This is a genomic window from Vibrio genomosp. F10 str. ZF-129, from assembly GCF_000287055.2.
In the GTDB taxonomy this organism is placed as follows: domain Bacteria; phylum Pseudomonadota; class Gammaproteobacteria; order Enterobacterales; family Vibrionaceae; genus Vibrio.
The window spans coordinates 60,490-78,254 of record NZ_AJYQ02000137.1 but is presented as its reverse complement, the minus strand read 5'-3'; the positions used below and the strand labels follow the sequence as shown (position 1 = coordinate 78,254).

At 45.0% G+C, this 17,765-nt stretch carries 14 protein-coding genes; 3 read left to right on the top strand and 11 right to left on the bottom strand.

The features are described from left to right. Positions 1-149: 149 nt before the first annotated feature. Complete coding sequence (locus A1QO_RS18750; RefSeq protein WP_017040102.1) at positions 150-2,042, bottom strand: methyl-accepting chemotaxis protein; 1,893 nt, start codon at positions 2,040-2,042, stop codon at positions 150-152. 427 nt (positions 2,043-2,469) lie between these two features. On the opposite strand from A1QO_RS18750, the gene A1QO_RS18745 reads away from it, so the two are divergent. Further along, positions 2,470-4,353, top strand: a complete 1,884-nt coding sequence (locus A1QO_RS18745) for a pyridoxal-dependent decarboxylase (RefSeq protein ID WP_017040103.1) — start codon at positions 2,470-2,472, stop codon at positions 4,351-4,353. Between the two features lie 188 nt (positions 4,354-4,541). Here A1QO_RS18745 and A1QO_RS18740 read toward each other — a convergent pair whose 3' ends face one another. The 10 genes from A1QO_RS18740 to A1QO_RS18695 form a co-directional block, all read right to left on the bottom strand. Beyond that, complete coding sequence (locus A1QO_RS18740; protein WP_017037488.1) at positions 4,542-4,784, bottom strand: hypothetical protein; 243 nt, start codon at positions 4,782-4,784, stop codon at positions 4,542-4,544. A gap of 118 nt (positions 4,785-4,902) precedes the next feature. Further along, complete coding sequence (locus A1QO_RS18735) at positions 4,903-5,382, bottom strand: MarR family winged helix-turn-helix transcriptional regulator (protein ID WP_017036454.1); 480 nt, start codon at positions 5,380-5,382, stop codon at positions 4,903-4,905. Positions 5,383-5,548: 166 nt separating this feature from the next. Continuing rightward, a complete protein-coding gene (choV, locus tag A1QO_RS18730) occupies positions 5,549-6,751 on the bottom strand; it encodes a choline ABC transporter ATP-binding protein (RefSeq protein ID WP_017040104.1) in 1,203 nt (400 codons plus the stop codon). Positions 6,752-6,753: 2 nt separating this feature from the next. Further along, entirely contained in the window at positions 6,754-7,596 is an 843-nt protein-coding gene (gene choW / locus A1QO_RS18725) for a choline ABC transporter permease subunit (protein WP_017036452.1), read from the bottom strand. A gap of 107 nt (positions 7,597-7,703) precedes the next feature. Next, positions 7,704-8,663 carry a choline ABC transporter substrate-binding protein gene (locus A1QO_RS18720; RefSeq protein WP_017041870.1) on the bottom strand — a complete coding sequence of 320 codons (960 nt, stop codon included), beginning with the start codon at positions 8,661-8,663 and terminating at the stop codon, positions 7,704-7,706. A 117-nt stretch (positions 8,664-8,780) separates the two neighbouring features. Continuing rightward, complete coding sequence (gene betA / locus A1QO_RS18715) at positions 8,781-10,493, bottom strand: choline dehydrogenase (RefSeq protein ID WP_026026847.1); 1,713 nt, start codon at positions 10,491-10,493, stop codon at positions 8,781-8,783. 135 nt (positions 10,494-10,628) lie between these two features. Continuing rightward, the gene (gene betB, locus A1QO_RS18710; protein WP_017039511.1) at positions 10,629-12,104 is read right to left on the bottom strand and encodes a betaine-aldehyde dehydrogenase; all 1,476 of its coding nucleotides are present in this window, start codon (positions 12,102-12,104) and stop codon (positions 10,629-10,631) included. A gap of 13 nt (positions 12,105-12,117) precedes the next feature. After that, entirely contained in the window at positions 12,118-12,732 is a 615-nt protein-coding gene (gene betI, locus A1QO_RS18705) for a transcriptional regulator BetI (RefSeq protein WP_017036448.1), read from the bottom strand. A 424-nt stretch (positions 12,733-13,156) separates the two neighbouring features. Further along, on the bottom strand, positions 13,157-13,996 hold the full coding sequence (locus A1QO_RS18700; protein ID WP_017037483.1) for an isopenicillin N synthase family dioxygenase: 840 nt from the start codon (positions 13,994-13,996) through the stop codon (positions 13,157-13,159). Between the two features lie 267 nt (positions 13,997-14,263). Further along, a complete protein-coding gene (locus tag A1QO_RS18695) occupies positions 14,264-15,340 on the bottom strand; it encodes a PQQ-dependent sugar dehydrogenase (protein ID WP_017039510.1) in 1,077 nt (358 codons plus the stop codon). 741 nt (positions 15,341-16,081) lie between these two features. Here A1QO_RS18695 and A1QO_RS18690 point away from each other — a divergent pair. Next, entirely contained in the window at positions 16,082-16,516 is a 435-nt protein-coding gene (locus A1QO_RS18690) for a MarR family winged helix-turn-helix transcriptional regulator (protein WP_017037481.1), read from the top strand. Positions 16,517-16,590: 74 nt separating this feature from the next. Beyond that, complete coding sequence (locus A1QO_RS18685) at positions 16,591-17,619, top strand: serine hydrolase domain-containing protein (RefSeq protein ID WP_017041869.1); 1,029 nt, start codon at positions 16,591-16,593, stop codon at positions 17,617-17,619. Positions 17,620-17,765: the final 146 nt, after the last annotated feature.

The window sequence follows — 17,765 nt, the reverse complement described above, 5'->3', positions numbered from 1 at the left end:
ATTTTAGTTAAAATTGGCCTAGTTGTTAGCTAGGCCATTTTTTAGTTAGAAGATAATGTTTTACGGTAGAAACTGAAGAGACCAACGGTGCAGTATGATGGGCTTTAGCCACTTTCTAACTATTGCCCACTACACTAATACCCATCGCACTAACTCAATTTAAAGTTGGCAACCTGACGTTTTAGATCATCATTCGTATCATTGAGTAACTCTGTCGCTTGCACGGTTTGTTGCCCGCTGTTGACTAGGGACTCTACAATATCGCGGATAGAGAGCATATTGCGACTTAGCTCTTCAGCAACGGTACTTTGCTCTTCTGTCGCTGCTGCAATCTGAGTGCTTACATCGTCGATTTCTTTGACTGATGTGCTCATCACGGTCAAACTTTCCGACACTTCGCCCGTCTTGTCGGCGGTTTCTTGGCATTGTCTTTTGGTCGAATCCATCGCTTTAACAACACTTTCTGTCCCGCCCAGCAACTGACTTAGCATTTCTGAAATTTCCATTGTGCTATTTTGTGTTCGGCCTGCAAGCGCCCGAACCTCATCAGCCACTACCGCGAAACCGCGCCCTTGTTCACCTGCACGCGCTGCTTCAATCGCGGCATTGAGTGCCAGTAAGTTAGTTTGTTCAGAGATTTCACCGATGACATTGAGCACATTACTGATTTTATTCGCGTCTTGATTCATACGAAGAATGCTGTTGGACATATCCTCCACTTCTGTCACCAATGCACTGACGGTACTAACTGCATTGTTAACAATAAGCAACGATGATTCTGCTTCTTTGCTTGCCTCTTCTGTAATACGATTCGATTGATTGACATTCTCGGCAACCGTTCTGGCGCTTTCACTCATTTCAGTAATGGCCGTCACCACTTGTTCTGTTTCACTAGAGTGAGTCACGAGCATTCCTTTGTTTTCTCGCGCTGTTGCCCCTAGCTGCTTGGCGCTGACTGAGATATTTTGACTTGCTTGTGATATCTGTAGCATCATTTCTTGTAGATTCTCTACAAATCGATTAAAGCCCTGGCTTATTTGAGCCAAATCGTCTTCGCCTTCTATTTTGAGTCGCTGGGTCAGATCGCCAGTCCCATTTGAGAGATCCAACACCGCTCTTTTTAATTTGAGTAGCGGACGATACGCGTATTGTAAAATGATAAAAATAGCCCCGAAACTGACAAGCAGCAGTAAGGTACCAGTCATCAGTGACTTATACATAGCGTCGTACACGGTAGTCAGTGCGCTTTCCTTGTCCACAAATACCATTAGAGTCCAATACATATCAGGACTAAGGTTGACGCGCTCAAAGTAGCCATCAAATTGAATACCAAGGTAAGGAAAGCTAAGATTTCCCGATTGCTGAGAGAAAAAAGCGCGCTCCATGTCTGTGAAATTGGGGCTAATTTGTGAGGGGGTTTTTCCTATATCATTCGGGTCATCACTGGCAAAAAAGACCGCTTTGTTGTCGGTTAACGTTGCCGCACCACCCGCAAAACGCATATTACTGACGGCGCTTACCACATCTCCTAGCTGTACATCCCCAAGAAGAACACCAATAAATTGCCCGTCTTGGATAACGGGTGTCGTGACACTCACTACTTTTTGCTGGGTGACTTGATCTTGATACACACCAGTAATCATTGCGTCACGAGCATTTTTTGCATTTTGATACCAATCACGCTGACGAAAATCATACTTTTCGCCTTCTAAGGACATGAATGCCCGGCCGTCTTCATAGGTCATGATAACGTTAGAAAGCGATGAACTCTGAGCCAGAAGTTCAACTAAACGTTGATTGTCTTCACTGCTAAGTTGACGATTAAAGCTTTTAGCCCCATTCTTAATCGACCGAGTTTTGAACTGCATCATCTGTTCCAGTTCTGAAACATGGAAACTGAGTTTATCCGATGTTTTTTCCACCAAACCTTCAACCATGTTGTCGCGCATAGCCAGTATATTCAGTGTTCCCAGCACGATGAGTGACGCAGCGACAAGCGCCCCGACACCGAAGTAAATTCTTGATTTAAAGCCTAATTTCATCTTATACCTCACTATATTCGAACATAGTTAGAGCGATATTATGATGACGCCGATCTTTTATTTTTATTTCATGTCACCGAACAATCAGTCCATGAAGTATTCGATCAGTCTATCACCTAGCCATGGCAGCTTATTTGCTTTCTAAATGGACCAATATGCAACTAAGCTGACACTAGACTTTAGTTGTTGAATGTCAAACTATCAATATTTGTAATGTGTTTATTTTTGCAACTAAGCACTCAAAATATAAGGATCATCATGTTGAAGTTAATATGATATTTTTTAATTTATTGATAAGTAACTGAACTCATACTCAATAATGTGCCTATAGTTAGCGATACACGAATTTTTCGTGGTTGGCTAAGTAGCGAAAAAACTCGCGCTACTTGTTCCGAATAAATCAATCTTAAAAACTTGGAGCAACACAATGAGTGATCAGACAAGGATAAAATACGGCCCTGGGCGCAAGCCATGGATAGAGCAAGTACCCGAGTTCGCGCTTGGGAAAGTGTCACCCCCCTCCGCCGATCCAACGAAGGTTTATGCTGAAAGAAATTATGATTTTCATTACACCGAACAGGCTGTCGATAGCTTTGATGTTGAACTGCCACCCATAGGACAAACGGTGACGGAGCAAGATCAAGTGTATAGCCAGTTACTTGCTTATGTGGATGTTCAAAAGCAGCACTTTCTTGGCTATCAAACCGAAGAAAACATTAACTACCAAAAGCGGCTCTCTCCGTTTCTTGACGCGAGCCTAAATAATGTGGGTGACCCTTTCGTCAATGGAAACTACACAATTAACTCAAAATGTGTAGAGCGATCAGTGCTGGATTATTTTGCTTGTTTGTGGAATGCAAGTTGGCCTTCACAAGGGCCGTATATTGATAAAAACGACCAATTTCACCCCGGTGATCCTGACAGTTATTGGGGCTATGTTCTCACCATGGGAAGCACAGAAGGTAACTTGTATGCCATGCTTAATGCTCGTGACTATTTAAGCGGTGTGATGTTACTAGAAGAGGAGATAAAATCTGAAACGGTGAGTGGTGCCACCTTGGTCAATAACGAAGTTTACGCTCACTACCCTTGTACACCGCGTGCAAAAGCTAATGCTTACACGCCTGTGGCTTTTTTTTCACAAGACACCCATTACTCTATTGTAAAGGCGATGGCGGTTGAAAAAATCGACACGTTTGGGGCGCTCGGTAACCGACTTTATCCAAAGGAGAACCCTGTTACTCTAGGTAAGCCTTGGCCTAGTGAGGTTGAGTCAGAACAACCTACGGCTGAACTTCCAGCCGGTTCTGGCGCTATCGACGTGGAAAAGCTGGTCGCATATGTCAGATTTTTTGCTGAAAAAGGGCACCCTATTTTATTGGTTTTAAACTGCGGGACAACCTTCAAAGGGGCCTATGATGATGTTGACCACATAACGTCTCGTTTGGCGCCTATCTTAAAAAAGAATGGTCTATGGCAAAGAAAGGTGCCCATCGATCCACAAGATCCAAAGAGCGATTATGAGATGCGAAGCGGCTATTGGGTGCATGTGGATGGCGCGCTTGGCGCAAGCTATCTCCCTTTTATAAAGATGGCGAAAGATTGTCCAGAGTACCAACGTTTCTTTGCCGAACAGGGGAGCGATACCGGACCTAACTTCGATTTTAGTAACCCGATGATTAACTCTATTGTGACGAGTGGACATAAGTGGCCGGGTGCACCGTGGCCCACCGGTGTTTATATGACGAAACAAAAATTCATGGTATCCCCTCCCGATAACCCAGAATACATTGGCTCACCCGACACCACATTTGCCGGTTCGCGAAACGGACTTTCTCCACTAATACTTTGGGAGTACTTTGCGCGTAACAGCTATCAGAAACAGATCGATCTTGCGATGCAAGCACAGAAAATGGCGCAATATACCTATGAGCAGTTATCTTTGGTCGCTGAATATTGGCGTGGCAAAGATGCTGACTTGCCGAAGGATTTGTGGCTGCAAAGAACCCCTTTATCCCTTTCGTTGATATTCTGCCAGCCCAATGAGGAGATTATTTTCCGTTACTCGCTTGCCAAAGAGAGCATGAGTTTTGGTGGCCAAGATACACAACAGCGGCACTATGTTCACCTGTTCACGATGTGGGGCGTAGACAAATCACTGATCGACAACTTGTGCCACGACCTTAAACAGCCTGGAGCATTCGATCCTGCTTTGTTTGAATCCATCAAGCGCTCTGAGGTGAGTAAGCCAAGAGTCGCAAACACCCTCAAGCAAATTCGATTACCGCTTAAAGGTCGCTCATTTCGTTGATGAAATAGAGTGCTATTGAGTCTTAACATCGCCTCGTATTCATCACTAGGATGTGAGGCGATGTCTTTTTGACATTCACGTTATTCAGGTGTGGTCTAAAAAGGAAATAACCCTGCTTGTCTCTGGGTGTGAGTCCTAATATACGGTTTGGAATAGACAAATGACTGACTTTAAAAGTCAGTCATTGATTACTTCTTGGGCCCATTGCGAACCAGGTCCTTACCTGTCTCGAAGACTTCTTGAGTAATCCAACGAGCCAAAAGCAGTTTTTGGTTGCCATCAAATACCGCAACAAAATGGCGACCGTCACTGTTGTTGGTTGCCATCCCGACGCCAGAAACACCTTGTAAACCTAATCCACCATTTTCTACTGAAATCAGGAATTTTTCGAGTTCTTCAAGGTTATCGATTACATCAAGTTCGTTGTTCATTGTTCTATTCTCTTGTTCACGTTGTATTTGCCCGTGATTATTTTATTCGTGCTGAACATTAATGCTCATTAATGGCGTTAAATCCATCGGTGCTCGCTAATGGTGCTCGCTAATAAGGTTAGGCACTAGGCTTTGAAATGCTTTCCAGCTGTAAAACAGGTGCGGCGTCGATATCTTCTGCATTCATCATTGAAGAGACACGCTGCATTGACGATAACAATAGGCTCTGCTCCCACGCTTCCATATTTTGGAATTTATTGACGAAGCTATCTTGCAGGGGCTTTGGCGCTTTACTGAGTAACTCTTCGCCTTTTTCGGTTAGGTTAGCATGTACTTTACGACGATCTGATTCGCTACGGACACGTTGTACATAGCCGTTGAGCTCTAATCGATCGATGATCGTGGTTGTCGTTGCTTGGCTAACATTGGTGTGATTCGACAATTCTTTGATGGTCACGTTATGCATTTCTTGGATAGCACGCATCAAAATGAGTTGAGGCCCGGTTAATCCGTACTCTTTGCTCAATTTTTTTGAATGTAAGTCGATCGCACGAATGATTTGGCGGATAGCGACGAGAATTTCATCATGTTTTTCCAAGTGACGGACCTTTGTCTAAATGCAGTATCTAAATGCAGTGTTGAAATGGAAGAATTACTTCTCTATTTTTCGCATTGTACTGATGTTCGCACCATTCTCAATCTTTTCTAATGTGAAAGGGGAATCTCACGCCTTTCACATTCAGATTGATGCTCATTCTGGTGATTTACGCGGCAGACTTGGTTTGCAAATTACCGATGAGTGCGTTGTAAAAAGCGTTATCATCCAGAATGCCAACCAACTGGTTCTTTTCGACCAACAGAATTGGGTAATTGCTTAACTGTTTCAGTTTGATTGCATCACGCATACTAATGTCTGGGCTAGCCATCACCACCGTTGTCGCATCAATATTGCTTAAATCATCCTTAGAATCTTGCCCGTTGACCAAGCTCACCTCTGATTCACCGTGAATAGCCACTTCACCTTGATGGTGTTTGATCCAGACATCTTTGGTCTCGCAGATTTGCCAGCGTTCGTTATCTTGCTTTAGCGATTCTAAAGGCTGCATTAATGAGCGACCTTTTAAGACGTTCAACGGGTTGGTATGTGCCACAAAGTCTTTCACGTATTCTGTTTTTGGCGCTAGGACGATCTCTTCCGGTTTGCCGTGTTGAATGAGCTTACCTGATTCCATGATTGCGATGTTATTACCAATTTTAAGCGCTTCATCGAGATCGTGGCTGACAAAGAGAATCGTTTTATTGAGTTTACTTTGCAGCAGTAACAGCTCATCTTGCAGTTGCGCTCGAATCAAGGGATCAAGCGCCGAAAAAGGTTCATCCATGAGCAGTATGTCGGTATCCATCGCGAAAGCGCGAGCAAGACCAACACGTTGCTGCATACCGCCAGAAAGTTCATGCGGGTATTTCGTTTCCCATTCAGAAAGGCCCACCATTTCTATTTGTTCTCTGGCTTTAGCGCGACGTTCAGATTTCGCCACACCTTGCATCTCAAGGCCAAACGCCACGTTATCCAAAACTGACAGCCAGGGCATCAACGCAAACTTTTGAAACACCATTGAAACACGGTGAGTGCGCAGATGGCGCAGGGTTGATTCGTCACACTGGGCAACATCCACCTGATGGTTTCCGTCTTTGATGTCGAGAGTGCCACGGCTGACGTCGTTTAAGCCGTTAACCGCGCGCAGTAGGCTTGATTTCCCAGAGCCAGATAACCCCATCAAAACACAGATCTCGCCTTCTTTGACTGAGAGGGATACATTGTCGACCCCTACCACTTGGCCGGTTTCATCAATGATTTCTTGGCGTGTTTTCCCATCGTCCAATAGTTCGAGCGCTTTTGCTGTTTTGTCACCAAACACAACGTCTAGATTTTTAATGGTGATCGCATCTGCAACATTCATGTTCATGATTAGGCATCCTTTTGGTTGGGTGTTTTACATAGGCGGTCAAGAATCATTGCGACAAGCACAATCGCCAGTCCGGCTTCAAAACCTTGTGAAATGTTCACGGTATTGAGTGCTCGCACAACCGGCTTTCCTAATCCATCCGCACCTACCAGTGCTGCTATCACCACCATTGACAAGGACAACATGATGCACTGAGTTACCCCCGCCATAATGCTGGGTAACGCGGCAGGCAGTTCTACTTTCATCAGAAGCTTCATTTTGCTTGCGCCGAATGCCTTGCCTGCTTCAATCAGTTCTTCTGGGACTTTGATGATACCTAGGTAAGTCAGGCGAATAGGCGCGGCAATGGCGAAAATAATGGTCGAAATGAGCCCCGGTACGATACCCAGACCAAATAAAACCAAGGTAGGGATAAGGTAGACGAACGTAGGCACCGTCTGCATTAAGTCGAGAATGGGCCTCAGTGCGGTATAAAGCCAAGGTCTATGCGCTGCCATGATGCCAACAGGGACACCGATCAACACGGAAATAGACGTCGCTGCAAACACGAGTACGAAGGTTTCCAGCATTTCTTGCCAGTAACCTAGGTTGAGAATGGTCAATAACGCAGCAACAACAAAGATAACCAGCGACGGTTTACGGTGTAAAAACCAAGCAAGAGCGGCGGTTATTACGATTGGCAGAGCAGGGGGCATCCATTTGAATACATCGACCAAAAATAGGATGACCGTCTCTAAGAAGATTGAAATCGCGTCAAAAAATCCGGCCGCATTGATGGTTAACCAGTCGACACCTGTTTCCATCCATTGACCAAAAGGGATTTTGTTTTCCGTAATAAAATTCACGTCATTGCCTTTAATTATTTATTTCTGTGATTTGTTGCATTGAGTTGTGTTACTTGTGTCTGCGAACAATCGATGGACCGAAGCCCATCGATTGCTCGAAACAGTGATTACGCTTTCACTTGTTTTAGGTATGCAGCTACGGCTTTCGTAGCGGCTTCACCTTGTTGAGTCGTTACGTTTTCTAGCCAAGCTTCTACTTGCTCAGGGTTGCTGATTAACCACTGTTGAGCGGCTTTTTCTGGTTGAATATCTTGGTTCAAAATCGCTTCCATCAACGCATTTTCCATTTCTAATGAAAACTCGAGGTTTTGCAGGAGTTGGCCGACGTTTTTACATTCTGACAGGTAGTTTGCGCGAACATTGGTGTAGACATTTGCGCCGCCGTAATTCGCACCGAAATAGTCATCGCCGCCTGAAAGATATTCCATGTCAACGTTGCTGTTCATTGGGTGTGGTGCCCAACCAAGGTAGGCAATCCATTGATTACGACGCACCGCACGAGTTACTTGAGACACCATGCCTGCTTCGCTTGATTCAACCAGGCTGAAGTCTTTTAGACCAAAGGCATCTGAGTCGATCATTGACTGAATGAGTCGGTTTCCATCGTTACCCGGTTCGATACCGTAGATACGACCTTTGAATTTGTCGGCGTGTTTTACCAGATCAGCAAAGCTTGTTACGCCAGCATCGTAAACATATTTAGGCACAGCAAGCGTGTACTTCGCGCCTTCTAGATTGGCACGAACGGTTTCTACCGTGCCTGCTTCACGGTATTTGGCAATGTCACCTTCCATGGTGGGCATCCAGTTGCCAAGAAAAACATCAATATCGCTGTTTGCCATTGAAGAATAGGTCACCGGAACAGAGAGCAGATCGGTTTTTGTGGTGTAGCCTAGGCCTTTTAACAGCTCTGAGGTCACTGCCGTAGTCGCTGTAATGTCGGTCCAGCCTACGTCTGCAAAGCGTACGGTTGAACATTGTTGCGCTTCCATAGACGCGTTGGCATATGCGTTAAACGCAAGTGAGCTGATGGCGAGTGCGGTAAGTGTCTTTTTAATGGTTGGCATAATGATTCCTTTTTTTCATACCTTGAAACTGCTTTCTCTCAGTTTCCTAAATGTGATGACTGACTTTTTAGTTTATGTTCTGTGTATCTAATAATTATCTATGGGTTTTGCGAGCGATTAAGTGAAGCTATCGATCGCTCTTAGTGGTGCATTGATGCGTTGTTTTTCTTCCCATTCTGGTGCAATCCAAACCGGCACATTTTGTGGTTCGAGCATGACATGACCCAGGATCATATCCGCGGCGCGTTCAGCCACCATGATGGTTGGGGCATTTAAGTTGCCGTTAGGAATGGTTGGAAAAATGGATGAATCTACGACGCGAAGGTGGTGAATTCCGCGTACACGACACTGAGCGTCTAAAACCGCCATTTCGTCGGTATCTGCGCCCATTTTGCAGCCGCAAGAAGGGTGGTAGGCGCTTTCTACGTTTTCCTTAACCCATCGGTCTATGTCTTCATCTGAGGTCAGTTCAGCACCTGGTTGAATTTCTTCACCACGGTAGCTGTCCATCGCAGGCTGAGATAAAATTTCACGAGTTAAGCGAATACAGTCGCGCCAGTCTTGGCGGTCTTGCTCGGTAGAGATGTAGTTGAATCTGATCTCGGGTTCCACATGTGGATCCGCAGAGGTAATAGAAACGGTGCCACGGCTTTCCGGTTTATTTGGCCCGACATGCACTTGAAAACCGTGTCCATCAAAGGCCGCTTGTCCGTCGTAGCGCATCGCTGCTGGTAGAAAGTGGTATTGAATATTCGGCCACTTAAGCCCTTTACGTGAACGGATAAACGCACAAGATTCAAAGTGGTTGGTGGCACCAAGCCCTTTGCGCGTTAATAGCCATTCTGCGCCAATCAAGCCCTTACTGACCAAATCGAGTTTGCCATTTAGGGTGATAGGCTGTTTACAGTGATACTGGAAATACACTTCAAGGTGATCTTGAAGGTTTTCACCCACGCCCGGTAACTCGTGTTTTAGGTCAACCCCTGCTTTTTCTAATACTGTTTTTGGGCCAATGCCTGATAACTGAAGAAGCTGAACCGATCCAATCGAACCTGCGCTAGAAATGACTTCTTTAGTTGCTAGTACGGTTTGTGTTTTGCCAGATTTATCAAATTCAACGCCCACCGCTGTTAACCCGTTCTCTTGCTCTTCAAGGAGCACTCTACGAGTGACCACGCCTTTCATGAGCGTCAGGTTTGGGCGTTTGAGAGCACGACGTAGATAGGCGTTAGCCGTTGATGCTCGAACACCTTTGTCGACGGTCATGTGCATTGGGCCGAAACCTTCTTGCTGATAGCCGTTGTAGTCAGCGGTTTGAGGGTAACCCGCGTCTTTTCCAGCATCGATAAAGGCTTGGTAGAGTGGGTTGAGTTCCATCTCGTTTCCGCCGCATGTACCTAATGGGCCATTGCCACCACGGTATTGGTCTTCGCCTGAAATCCACGTTTCTGCACGTTTGAAATAAGGCAGACACGCTTGGTAGTTCCAACCTGCTGCGCCTTGTTCTTCCCATTCGTCAAAATCGCAAGCGTGGCCACGCACATAGACCATGCCGTTAATGGACGAGCTGCCACCGAGTACTTTCCCGCGGGGGCAGTGCAACTGTCGGCCATCCAGCCCCGATTCTTGCTGTGTTTCAAACTGCCACGTGTATTTATCGGTATTCATCGGATAAGAAAGTGCAGTGGGCATTTGAATGAAAATACTTTTATCAGAGCCACCGGCTTCTAGCAGCAATACGTTGTGTTTGCCGCTCTCGGTGAGTCGGTCAGCCAATACACAGCCGGCCGAACCTGCACCGACGATAATATAATCGTAGTGTTGTTGTATGTGTTGCATCTGTTGTCTCCGTGTCGCCCTGCACCGATTTGTCTGCTTACTTACTTTGTTACTTTGTTACTTTGTTACCTAGTTACCTAGTTGCAAGTCGGTAGGGCTAAACTGATTATTCGTTAGACGGGTTAATTAAGCATAGGGGCTGGCGTAATCGCCTAACTCGATAAGAATGCTCTTTGTCTGCGTGTAATGGAGTAGGGTTTCAGGCCCGTTTTCTCGGCCTATCCCAGACAGTTTGTACCCACCGACCGGCATTTCTGCGGGTGAGTCTCCCCATGTATTCACCCAGCAGATCCCCGCTTGCATTTGGTGAATAACGCGATGAGCGCGGGAGAGATTCTGCGTGAAAATACCCGCAGCAAGACCGTATTTTGTGTCGTTGGCTCGGCGAATAACATCGTCTTCATCGCTGAACTTGAGAATCGACATCACTGGGCCAAAGATCTCTTTTTGCACATGTGGCATATCGTCTTGGCAATCAACAAACACGGTAGGGACAACAAAATTGCCATTGTCTAAACCGTTGTCAGTGGCTTGATGGCCCCCAGTCAGTAGGGTGGCACCGGATCCCTTTGCCTGTTCAATCGCATCGAGTACTTTCGAGAGATGATCTTTTGAAATCAGTGCGCCGATCTGAGTGTCGATGTTCATCGGATCGCCAATGATCAGTTTCTCAGTGCGCGTTTTCAGTTGGTTGATGAACGCGTCATAAACATTTTCGTGAACAAATACGCGTGTTCCATTAGTACACACTTCGCCTTGAGTGTAGAAGTTAGCGACCATCGATGCAGAGACAGCATCATCGATCTTGGCGTCATCAAACACGATCATCGGTGACTTACCACCAAGCTCCATCGTGACGCTTTTGAGTGTTTTTGCGCTGTCAGCCATGACGGCTTTGCCGGTGCCTGTTTCACCAGTGAATGAGATTTTGGCGATATCAGGATGAGCGGTCAGCATTTGACCCACGCGATAATCCCCTTGAACCACGTTAAATACACCATCAGGCAACCCTGCTTCCGTGAAAATTTCCGCCAACTTCAAGGCGGTTAACGGGGTTTCTTCTGAAGGCTTGAATATCATGGCATTGCCTGCCGCGAGTGCAGGCGCAGATTTCCACATCGCAATTTGAATCGGATAGTTCCATGCACCAATGCCTGCACAGATACCAAGAGGCTCTCGGCGTGTGTAGAAAAACTGCGTATCACTGAGCGGTTGTTGATCGCCCTGCATTCCTGGAACCAGCCCCGCAAAGTATTCAATCACGTCGGCACCAGAAGCAATATCAACCTCAATGGCTTCTTGTAATGGCTTGCCAGTATCGGCCACTTCCAGCGCTGCCAGTTCATTGTTTCGAGCTCTAAGTATTTCTACCGCTTTGAGTAAAATACGGCTGCGCTCGATGGCTGACATGGCTGACCAAACGGCAAAGCCACGCTGCGCCGATTCAACCGCACTTTGTACATCTTGCTCAGATGCCTGGCCTAGCGTCGCGATGACCTTGCCATTGGCTGGGTTAATGCTTGTGAATGTTTCGCCAGAGGTTGCAGGCGTGCTCTTTCCATTGATATATAAGGAATCGATGTATAACGAATTCATTTCCATTTGAAGCTCAAACTCAGTCATTAGTAGTGTTAGGACGTGTCGAATAAAACGCGAGTTGTTTATCCAAGTAGTCGTTGATAATAAAGCGGGCTTTATCAGCGTTGATCCCATCAGGGTTCAATGTGCCTCGTAGCCAAATCCCATCAATGAGGGAGGCAATACCTTGTGCAACAAGCGCTGCCTGTTCGTGAGTCAATAGGGCTTTTAACTCAATGAGTAGATGAGACAACAATCGTTTTTCATTCACACGCTGCAATCGCTTGAGTTGTGCGTCGTGCATTGAATACGACCAAAACGCGAGCCAAGTCTTAGCAACCCTATTCTCTGCCTGATAGCCCTCAAAGTTGCCCTTGATAATGGCATTGATTCTCTGCTGGTGAGCATCCGTGGGCAGTGCTTTAAGTAAGGAGCCTATGGTGCTTGAGTGTTGGCGAAGGATTGCTCGCATGGTTTCTTCAAGAAGGCCCTGCTTGCCGCCAAAGTAGTGATTAATGATCCCGGTTGATACTCCCGCTTCTTTGCTGATCAAAGCGATGCTTGCTGCGTGTAAGCCAACACGATCGATGACCGTCATGGTTGCGTTAACAAGCTGTGGTTTTCGGATATCGGGCATCCCGACCTTGGGCATGTTGAGGTCCTTTTTATTTTATATTGAACGTTCAATTAATTATAAAATGACAGATAAATCATTAGAGTTCAAACCATTATTTTGAGGTGTGCAGTGTAATAACTGGAAAGGAGTGGTAATAAATATAATAATAACAGTGGGTTGAGAGTGTATTGAATGCTTAAGATTAGAGGTGTAATTATTTGAGTTGTGATCTATATGGTTGGTTTTAGGACGGCACTTATAGATGGGATGTGATGGTTTCTGAAGGCTAAAATAGATAAACCGGAGCATTTTACTGGCCGGTTGTTTTCCTTACTCTGTTTTTCTTCATCAGCGTTTCAGCTTTTTCCTATTTCTGCTTATTTCGCCATTGTTGGGCACGCTCACCAGGGGAAATGGCTGGCGTGCCACTTATTGCGGTTAGTTTTAATGGTTGCTAATTTTAGATGACACCCAGCTCACGCAGACGTTCCATTAGGTAGCTGTCTGCGGTGTAGCGGTCTGACAGAACAACCTCGGGTTTCGGGTGTAAAAACAGGGGTAGTGAGATTCTAGAGTGCTCTTGACGACCACCATCAGGGTTCACTACGCGATGCGTGGTGCTAGGAAAGTAGCCCCCAGACGCTTCTTGAAGCATGTCGCCAATATTGATAATCAAGTTACCAAAGTCGCAAGGCACATCGATCCAATCCCCTTCCTGACTTTTTACCTGTAAGCCTGGTTCATTGGCGGCAGGAAGAACGGTGAGTAAGTTGATGTCTTCATGGGCGGCAGCTCGAATTGCACCGGGCTCTTCTTCCCCAGTCATCGGTGGGTAGTGAAGCACGCGCAGCAAGGTTTTGTCGCTCCCGTTGATCATTTCTGAGAGAGCAATGGAGAAGCGTTCTTGAACCTCTTTTGGTGCATGAGCTTCAACCCAACCGAGCAGCTCTTCTGCAAATTGGCTGGTCCGTTGGTAGTAATCTAATATTTGCGCTTTCAATTCCTCTGGGATTTGCCCCCAAGGGTAGATATGAAAATACTCTTTGATGTCTTTTACGCTATGGCCTTTGGCAACTTCTGATACACTGGGAGGAAAATACCCATCTTGTGTTTCTACGTTAAATTGAAATTCGTTTTTTCGTTCAGTAGAGAAAAACTGGTACCAATTCTCGTAGATAGATTCAACCAGCTCTTTAGGGATTGGGTGATTCTTTAATACCCCAAATCCGGTTTCTTTTAGTGACTTTACAAACTGCTCAGCGGCATCTTCAGCAAGGTAATCGACGGTCTCTAATTTCATGACGGCTCTTTTTATTGTTGTTTGGTGAGCTAAGGAGTCTAAAAGTGACCAAAATGTAAATCAAACTTTAATGAATTGCGGTGAGATATGTTGCTTACAAATGTGCCCTAAGCACGTTTTCAAACAGGTTTGGTTACATAAAATGCGTTGTATAAACCGCGTTGATGAATACAAGGACTCAAATGTGACACGTAAACCAAACCATTTTGTCTGCCATCGTTCTTGTTGATGGGTTATTGGGTGATGGGCTGCTTCATCATAACTGAATTAGCGTTTGAGTCGATAAAGATTGCCACTATCGGTACTGAAAAAGACGTCGCCCTGAGGAGAAATCTCGATATCTCGGATCCGCTCACCTAAATGGGATAAAATCCTTTCCTCTTCGATGGCTTGCCCCTGACGATTAACCGTAACGATGTTGATATGAGTGAGCTTTAGCGCCCCTGAAAGAAGTTTTCCTTTTAATTCAGGGAATTTTTCACCGCGATACACAACCAAGCTGCTTGGCGCGATAGAGGGGATATAGACTTTAACGGGCGCTTCTATTCCTTCTTTTTCTGTCGCTTCACCGACATCGATTGGCCCCCAGTATTCTTTGCCAAAAGACACCATTGGCCAGCCATAGTTCGCGCCTTTTTTGATGAGATTGATTTCATCCCCCCCGCGAGGCCCGTGTTCGATTGACCAGAGGTTTTGGGTTTCGATATCGAAAAATAACCCCTGTGGATTTCTATGACCAAAGCTCCATATCTCATCTAGAACACTGTCATCATTGACGAATGGGTTATTGGCAGGGGCTTTACCATCAGGGGACAAACGTAAGATAGCCCCCGCATGAGTCAGTGTGTTTTGTCCATTCTCGCGTTCGCCACGATCGCCAATGGAAAAATAAAGGCTGTCGTTATCAAAGGTGATTCGACTACCAAAGTGTCGGCCTGTATCGGTTTGAGATTGAGAAACAAACACATCCTTCCAACCGGAGATGGTGTTGTTGTTGAATTGCGCCGAAGCGAGTGCTGTGACGCCATCGCCATCGATATTTTTGCTGTAAGTGGCATAGATAGTTTTGTTGTCAAAAGGGGAGAGAGCAATATCCAGCAGGCCGCCTTGCCCTTTTGCCCATACGTCAGGGACAGTTGCGAGAACATGGTGATCGCCTGTCATTAGGTCGACGCGCTTTAGTGTGCCGTTTTTTTCAGTCACGAGCATGGTACGTTCGTCAACGTAGGCAAGCCCCCAAGGTATCGAGAGCCCACTGGCGACTTTTTCTGCTTGCCAAGCATGTGCGGTTGCTGTGATGAACAAAGAAAACATCAAGATGTTCAGTTGTTGAATGACTTTCATTGGCTTACTTACCTTCATAGCTAGGACATCATAGTTAGGAAATCTAAAGTGTATAGGTTAGGAGAGCTAATTGTTAACCTTGGTTAAAATCACGTCACTAAAGCTTAGCGCTTTGATTGGGGTGTTGCCGTAGATAATGTTTTGCAAAAAGTAACGAGGAGAACTTATCGATTGCTTGTTCAAACGCATGAGCCTTTCTGCGGTAATGCAAATCAGAGACATGAATCAGCCGATGAAACTCTGTTGGTTTGGTGATTTGGCTTGTGTCGTCGAATATTCAAGTTTGAAAACTCGACAATAAAGACGAGAGCTGGCAATAAAGTTCGAAACTTTTCAATGCTGTTTGCGTTGTGCTCTGACAAGGTTTTGCCCCATTCCGAGCTTGCGCAACATAACGCTGATAATCCCCGCCAGGAATTAGCCCGACTTTTACTAATGGCAGGCCGCGCATCACTTATGCGCGGAATCTCCCATTTTCGTTCAAAAGCGGGGATACCTAACCAGTAAATCTAGGTTGAATTTTTATGCGAACCTTCTGAAAGATCTAGCTCGAACTGAACATAATGTACTAGAGGGGCCAGGCTCTATATCAATGCGATAAGCACTCACCTTCTTTGCATTGGCTTTTAATACTCTAAGCTCTACACATTTGACAATCAACTTGACAAATTGACAATCTATTTCTACATTGACAATCAGGTTGTCATAATATGTATGTGTTCCTGTGGAGAAGCAACGATAATGGATAATACAAAAGCCTTATACGAAATAATAGAAAGCTCTCGTGCTTTTATGAATCAAATGAATACGTTAGTAGATCAAATTCACAAAGAAAAAGGGGTCAATAGCTGCACCCGTGGTGTAATGTTGATCTTGAAATCAGAGGGTTTCCAGACAATTCCACAGTTAGCTCGAAAGACTCAACGTTCAAGACAATATCTGCAAAAAACGATCTCCAATATGCAAAGCAAAGGCTTAATTTCCTTAACCTCGAATCCAGACCACAAGACTTCGAGTTTAATAGAACTTACCGAACGTGGAACGCATGTACTTACAGGAATACTTGACATAGAAGCAGCGCTAATAAACACAGTAGATATTCCTCTTGATAGCGAACAATTGAAATGTCTTTCTAGCTCTCTAAAGCAACTCACACTCGCATTTCAGAACAAATGAGATGTATAGGGATCTCTTTGTCACTTCTAGTTGTAGCTAGTTGTGCCGTTCTACAGACAAGTGGGGAGAATGAAATGGAACCAGGTTATCAATACGTAATAGGTGATAAGGACAAGTTGCTAGTTTCATCCTCACCAGGGTTGGCAGATGTAAACAGCAAGGAACCGTTAACTCGTCAACACTTAATGGCAACATTTTCTATGACTAAGACAGTCACTGCAATAGCCATTTTACAGCTATTGGAACGTGGCCAGTTAGAGTTGGAGGATAGTATAAACACTTTACTAGATACTCCATATCCAGATGAAATCAATATTAGACACCTGATAACTCACACTTCGGGAATAGCTAATCCGATACCTTTAAAGTGGGTATACCTTCCTGAAATGAAAGCGTTATTTGACGAAGATAATGAGTTGAACGCACTCATGTTGACAAACAACAAAATCAAGTCGCCACCAGGCTTTAAGTATCGATACTCAAACATAGGGTATTGGTTAGCAGGTAAAGTGATAGAAAAAGTTAGCGGAAAAAGATATCAGACTTACATAGAAGAAAATGTGCTTACTCCTCTGAACTTAAAGAACGATCAAGTTAGTTTTACTATTAATGAATCAAAGTTAGCAAAAGGACACCTAAAGCGCTTCAGCCCTATGGGAATGATCGCACCATTAATGTTGGATAGAGATTTGTTCACCAACATAGACATGTCTTGGACAGAGATTAAAGCGGTACATGTTTATGGCCCGTCATATGGCGGTGTTTTTGCTACAGCCGAAGGAATGTTTAGTATTCTACAAGACATATTAAAAGAACAGTCCGTGTTATTAAGTGGTAGTTCTAAAGAACTTCTTTTAACTAAACAGATAGATAGCAACGGTCGAGATATAAAAATGACTTTAGGCTGGCACACATCTACTAGCCATGGAAGGCCCTATTTCTATAAAGAAGGTGGCGGTGCTGGTTACCATTCAGAGATGCGAATCTACCCAAACGAACGGCTTGCCAGCGTAATTATTGCAAATAGAACCTCATATGATGTTGCTGGTAAACTCAATCTGCTTGATAAGCGAATATTAGCGGAGATACGCCCCAATTATTGAATTAGTGTTTCAGAAAATTAAAAGGGACACACACTCTAAAGTAAGCAAAGTATGGTTTGGCGATAGACTCGTTGGAAGTCTGGATGATTGGTATTGCTGTTGTTGTTTGGTCTTGTATTCTGAGTGAGTTAAACACCACTTAAGGA

Excerpts from the sequence above, each read along its gene's own strand:
- A1QO_RS18750 (WP_017040102.1), bottom strand. The coding sequence starts at position 2,042 with ATGAAATTAGGCTTTAAATCAAGAATTTACTTCGGTGTCGGGGCGCTT.
- A1QO_RS18745 (WP_017040103.1), top strand. The coding sequence starts at position 2,470 with ATGAGTGATCAGACAAGGATAAAATACGGCCCTGGGCGCAAGCCATGG.
- A1QO_RS18740 (WP_017037488.1), bottom strand. The coding sequence starts at position 4,784 with ATGAACAACGAACTTGATGTAATCGATAACCTTGAAGAACTCGAAAAA.
- choV (WP_017040104.1), bottom strand. The coding sequence starts at position 6,751 with ATGAACATGAATGTTGCAGATGCGATCACCATTAAAAATCTAGACGTT.
- A1QO_RS18720 (WP_017041870.1), bottom strand. The coding sequence starts at position 8,663 with ATGCCAACCATTAAAAAGACACTTACCGCACTCGCCATCAGCTCACTT.
- betB (WP_017039511.1), bottom strand. The coding sequence starts at position 12,104 with ATGGAAATGAATTCGTTATACATCGATTCCTTATATATCAATGGAAAG.
- betI (WP_017036448.1), bottom strand. The coding sequence starts at position 12,732 with ATGCCCAAGGTCGGGATGCCCGATATCCGAAAACCACAGCTTGTTAAC.
- A1QO_RS18700 (WP_017037483.1), bottom strand. The coding sequence starts at position 13,996 with ATGAAATTAGAGACCGTCGATTACCTTGCTGAAGATGCCGCTGAGCAG.
- A1QO_RS18695 (WP_017039510.1), bottom strand. The coding sequence starts at position 15,340 with ATGAAAGTCATTCAACAACTGAACATCTTGATGTTTTCTTTGTTCATC.
- A1QO_RS18690 (WP_017037481.1), top strand. The coding sequence starts at position 16,082 with ATGGATAATACAAAAGCCTTATACGAAATAATAGAAAGCTCTCGTGCT.
- A1QO_RS18685 (WP_017041869.1), top strand. The coding sequence starts at position 16,591 with ATGGAACCAGGTTATCAATACGTAATAGGTGATAAGGACAAGTTGCTA.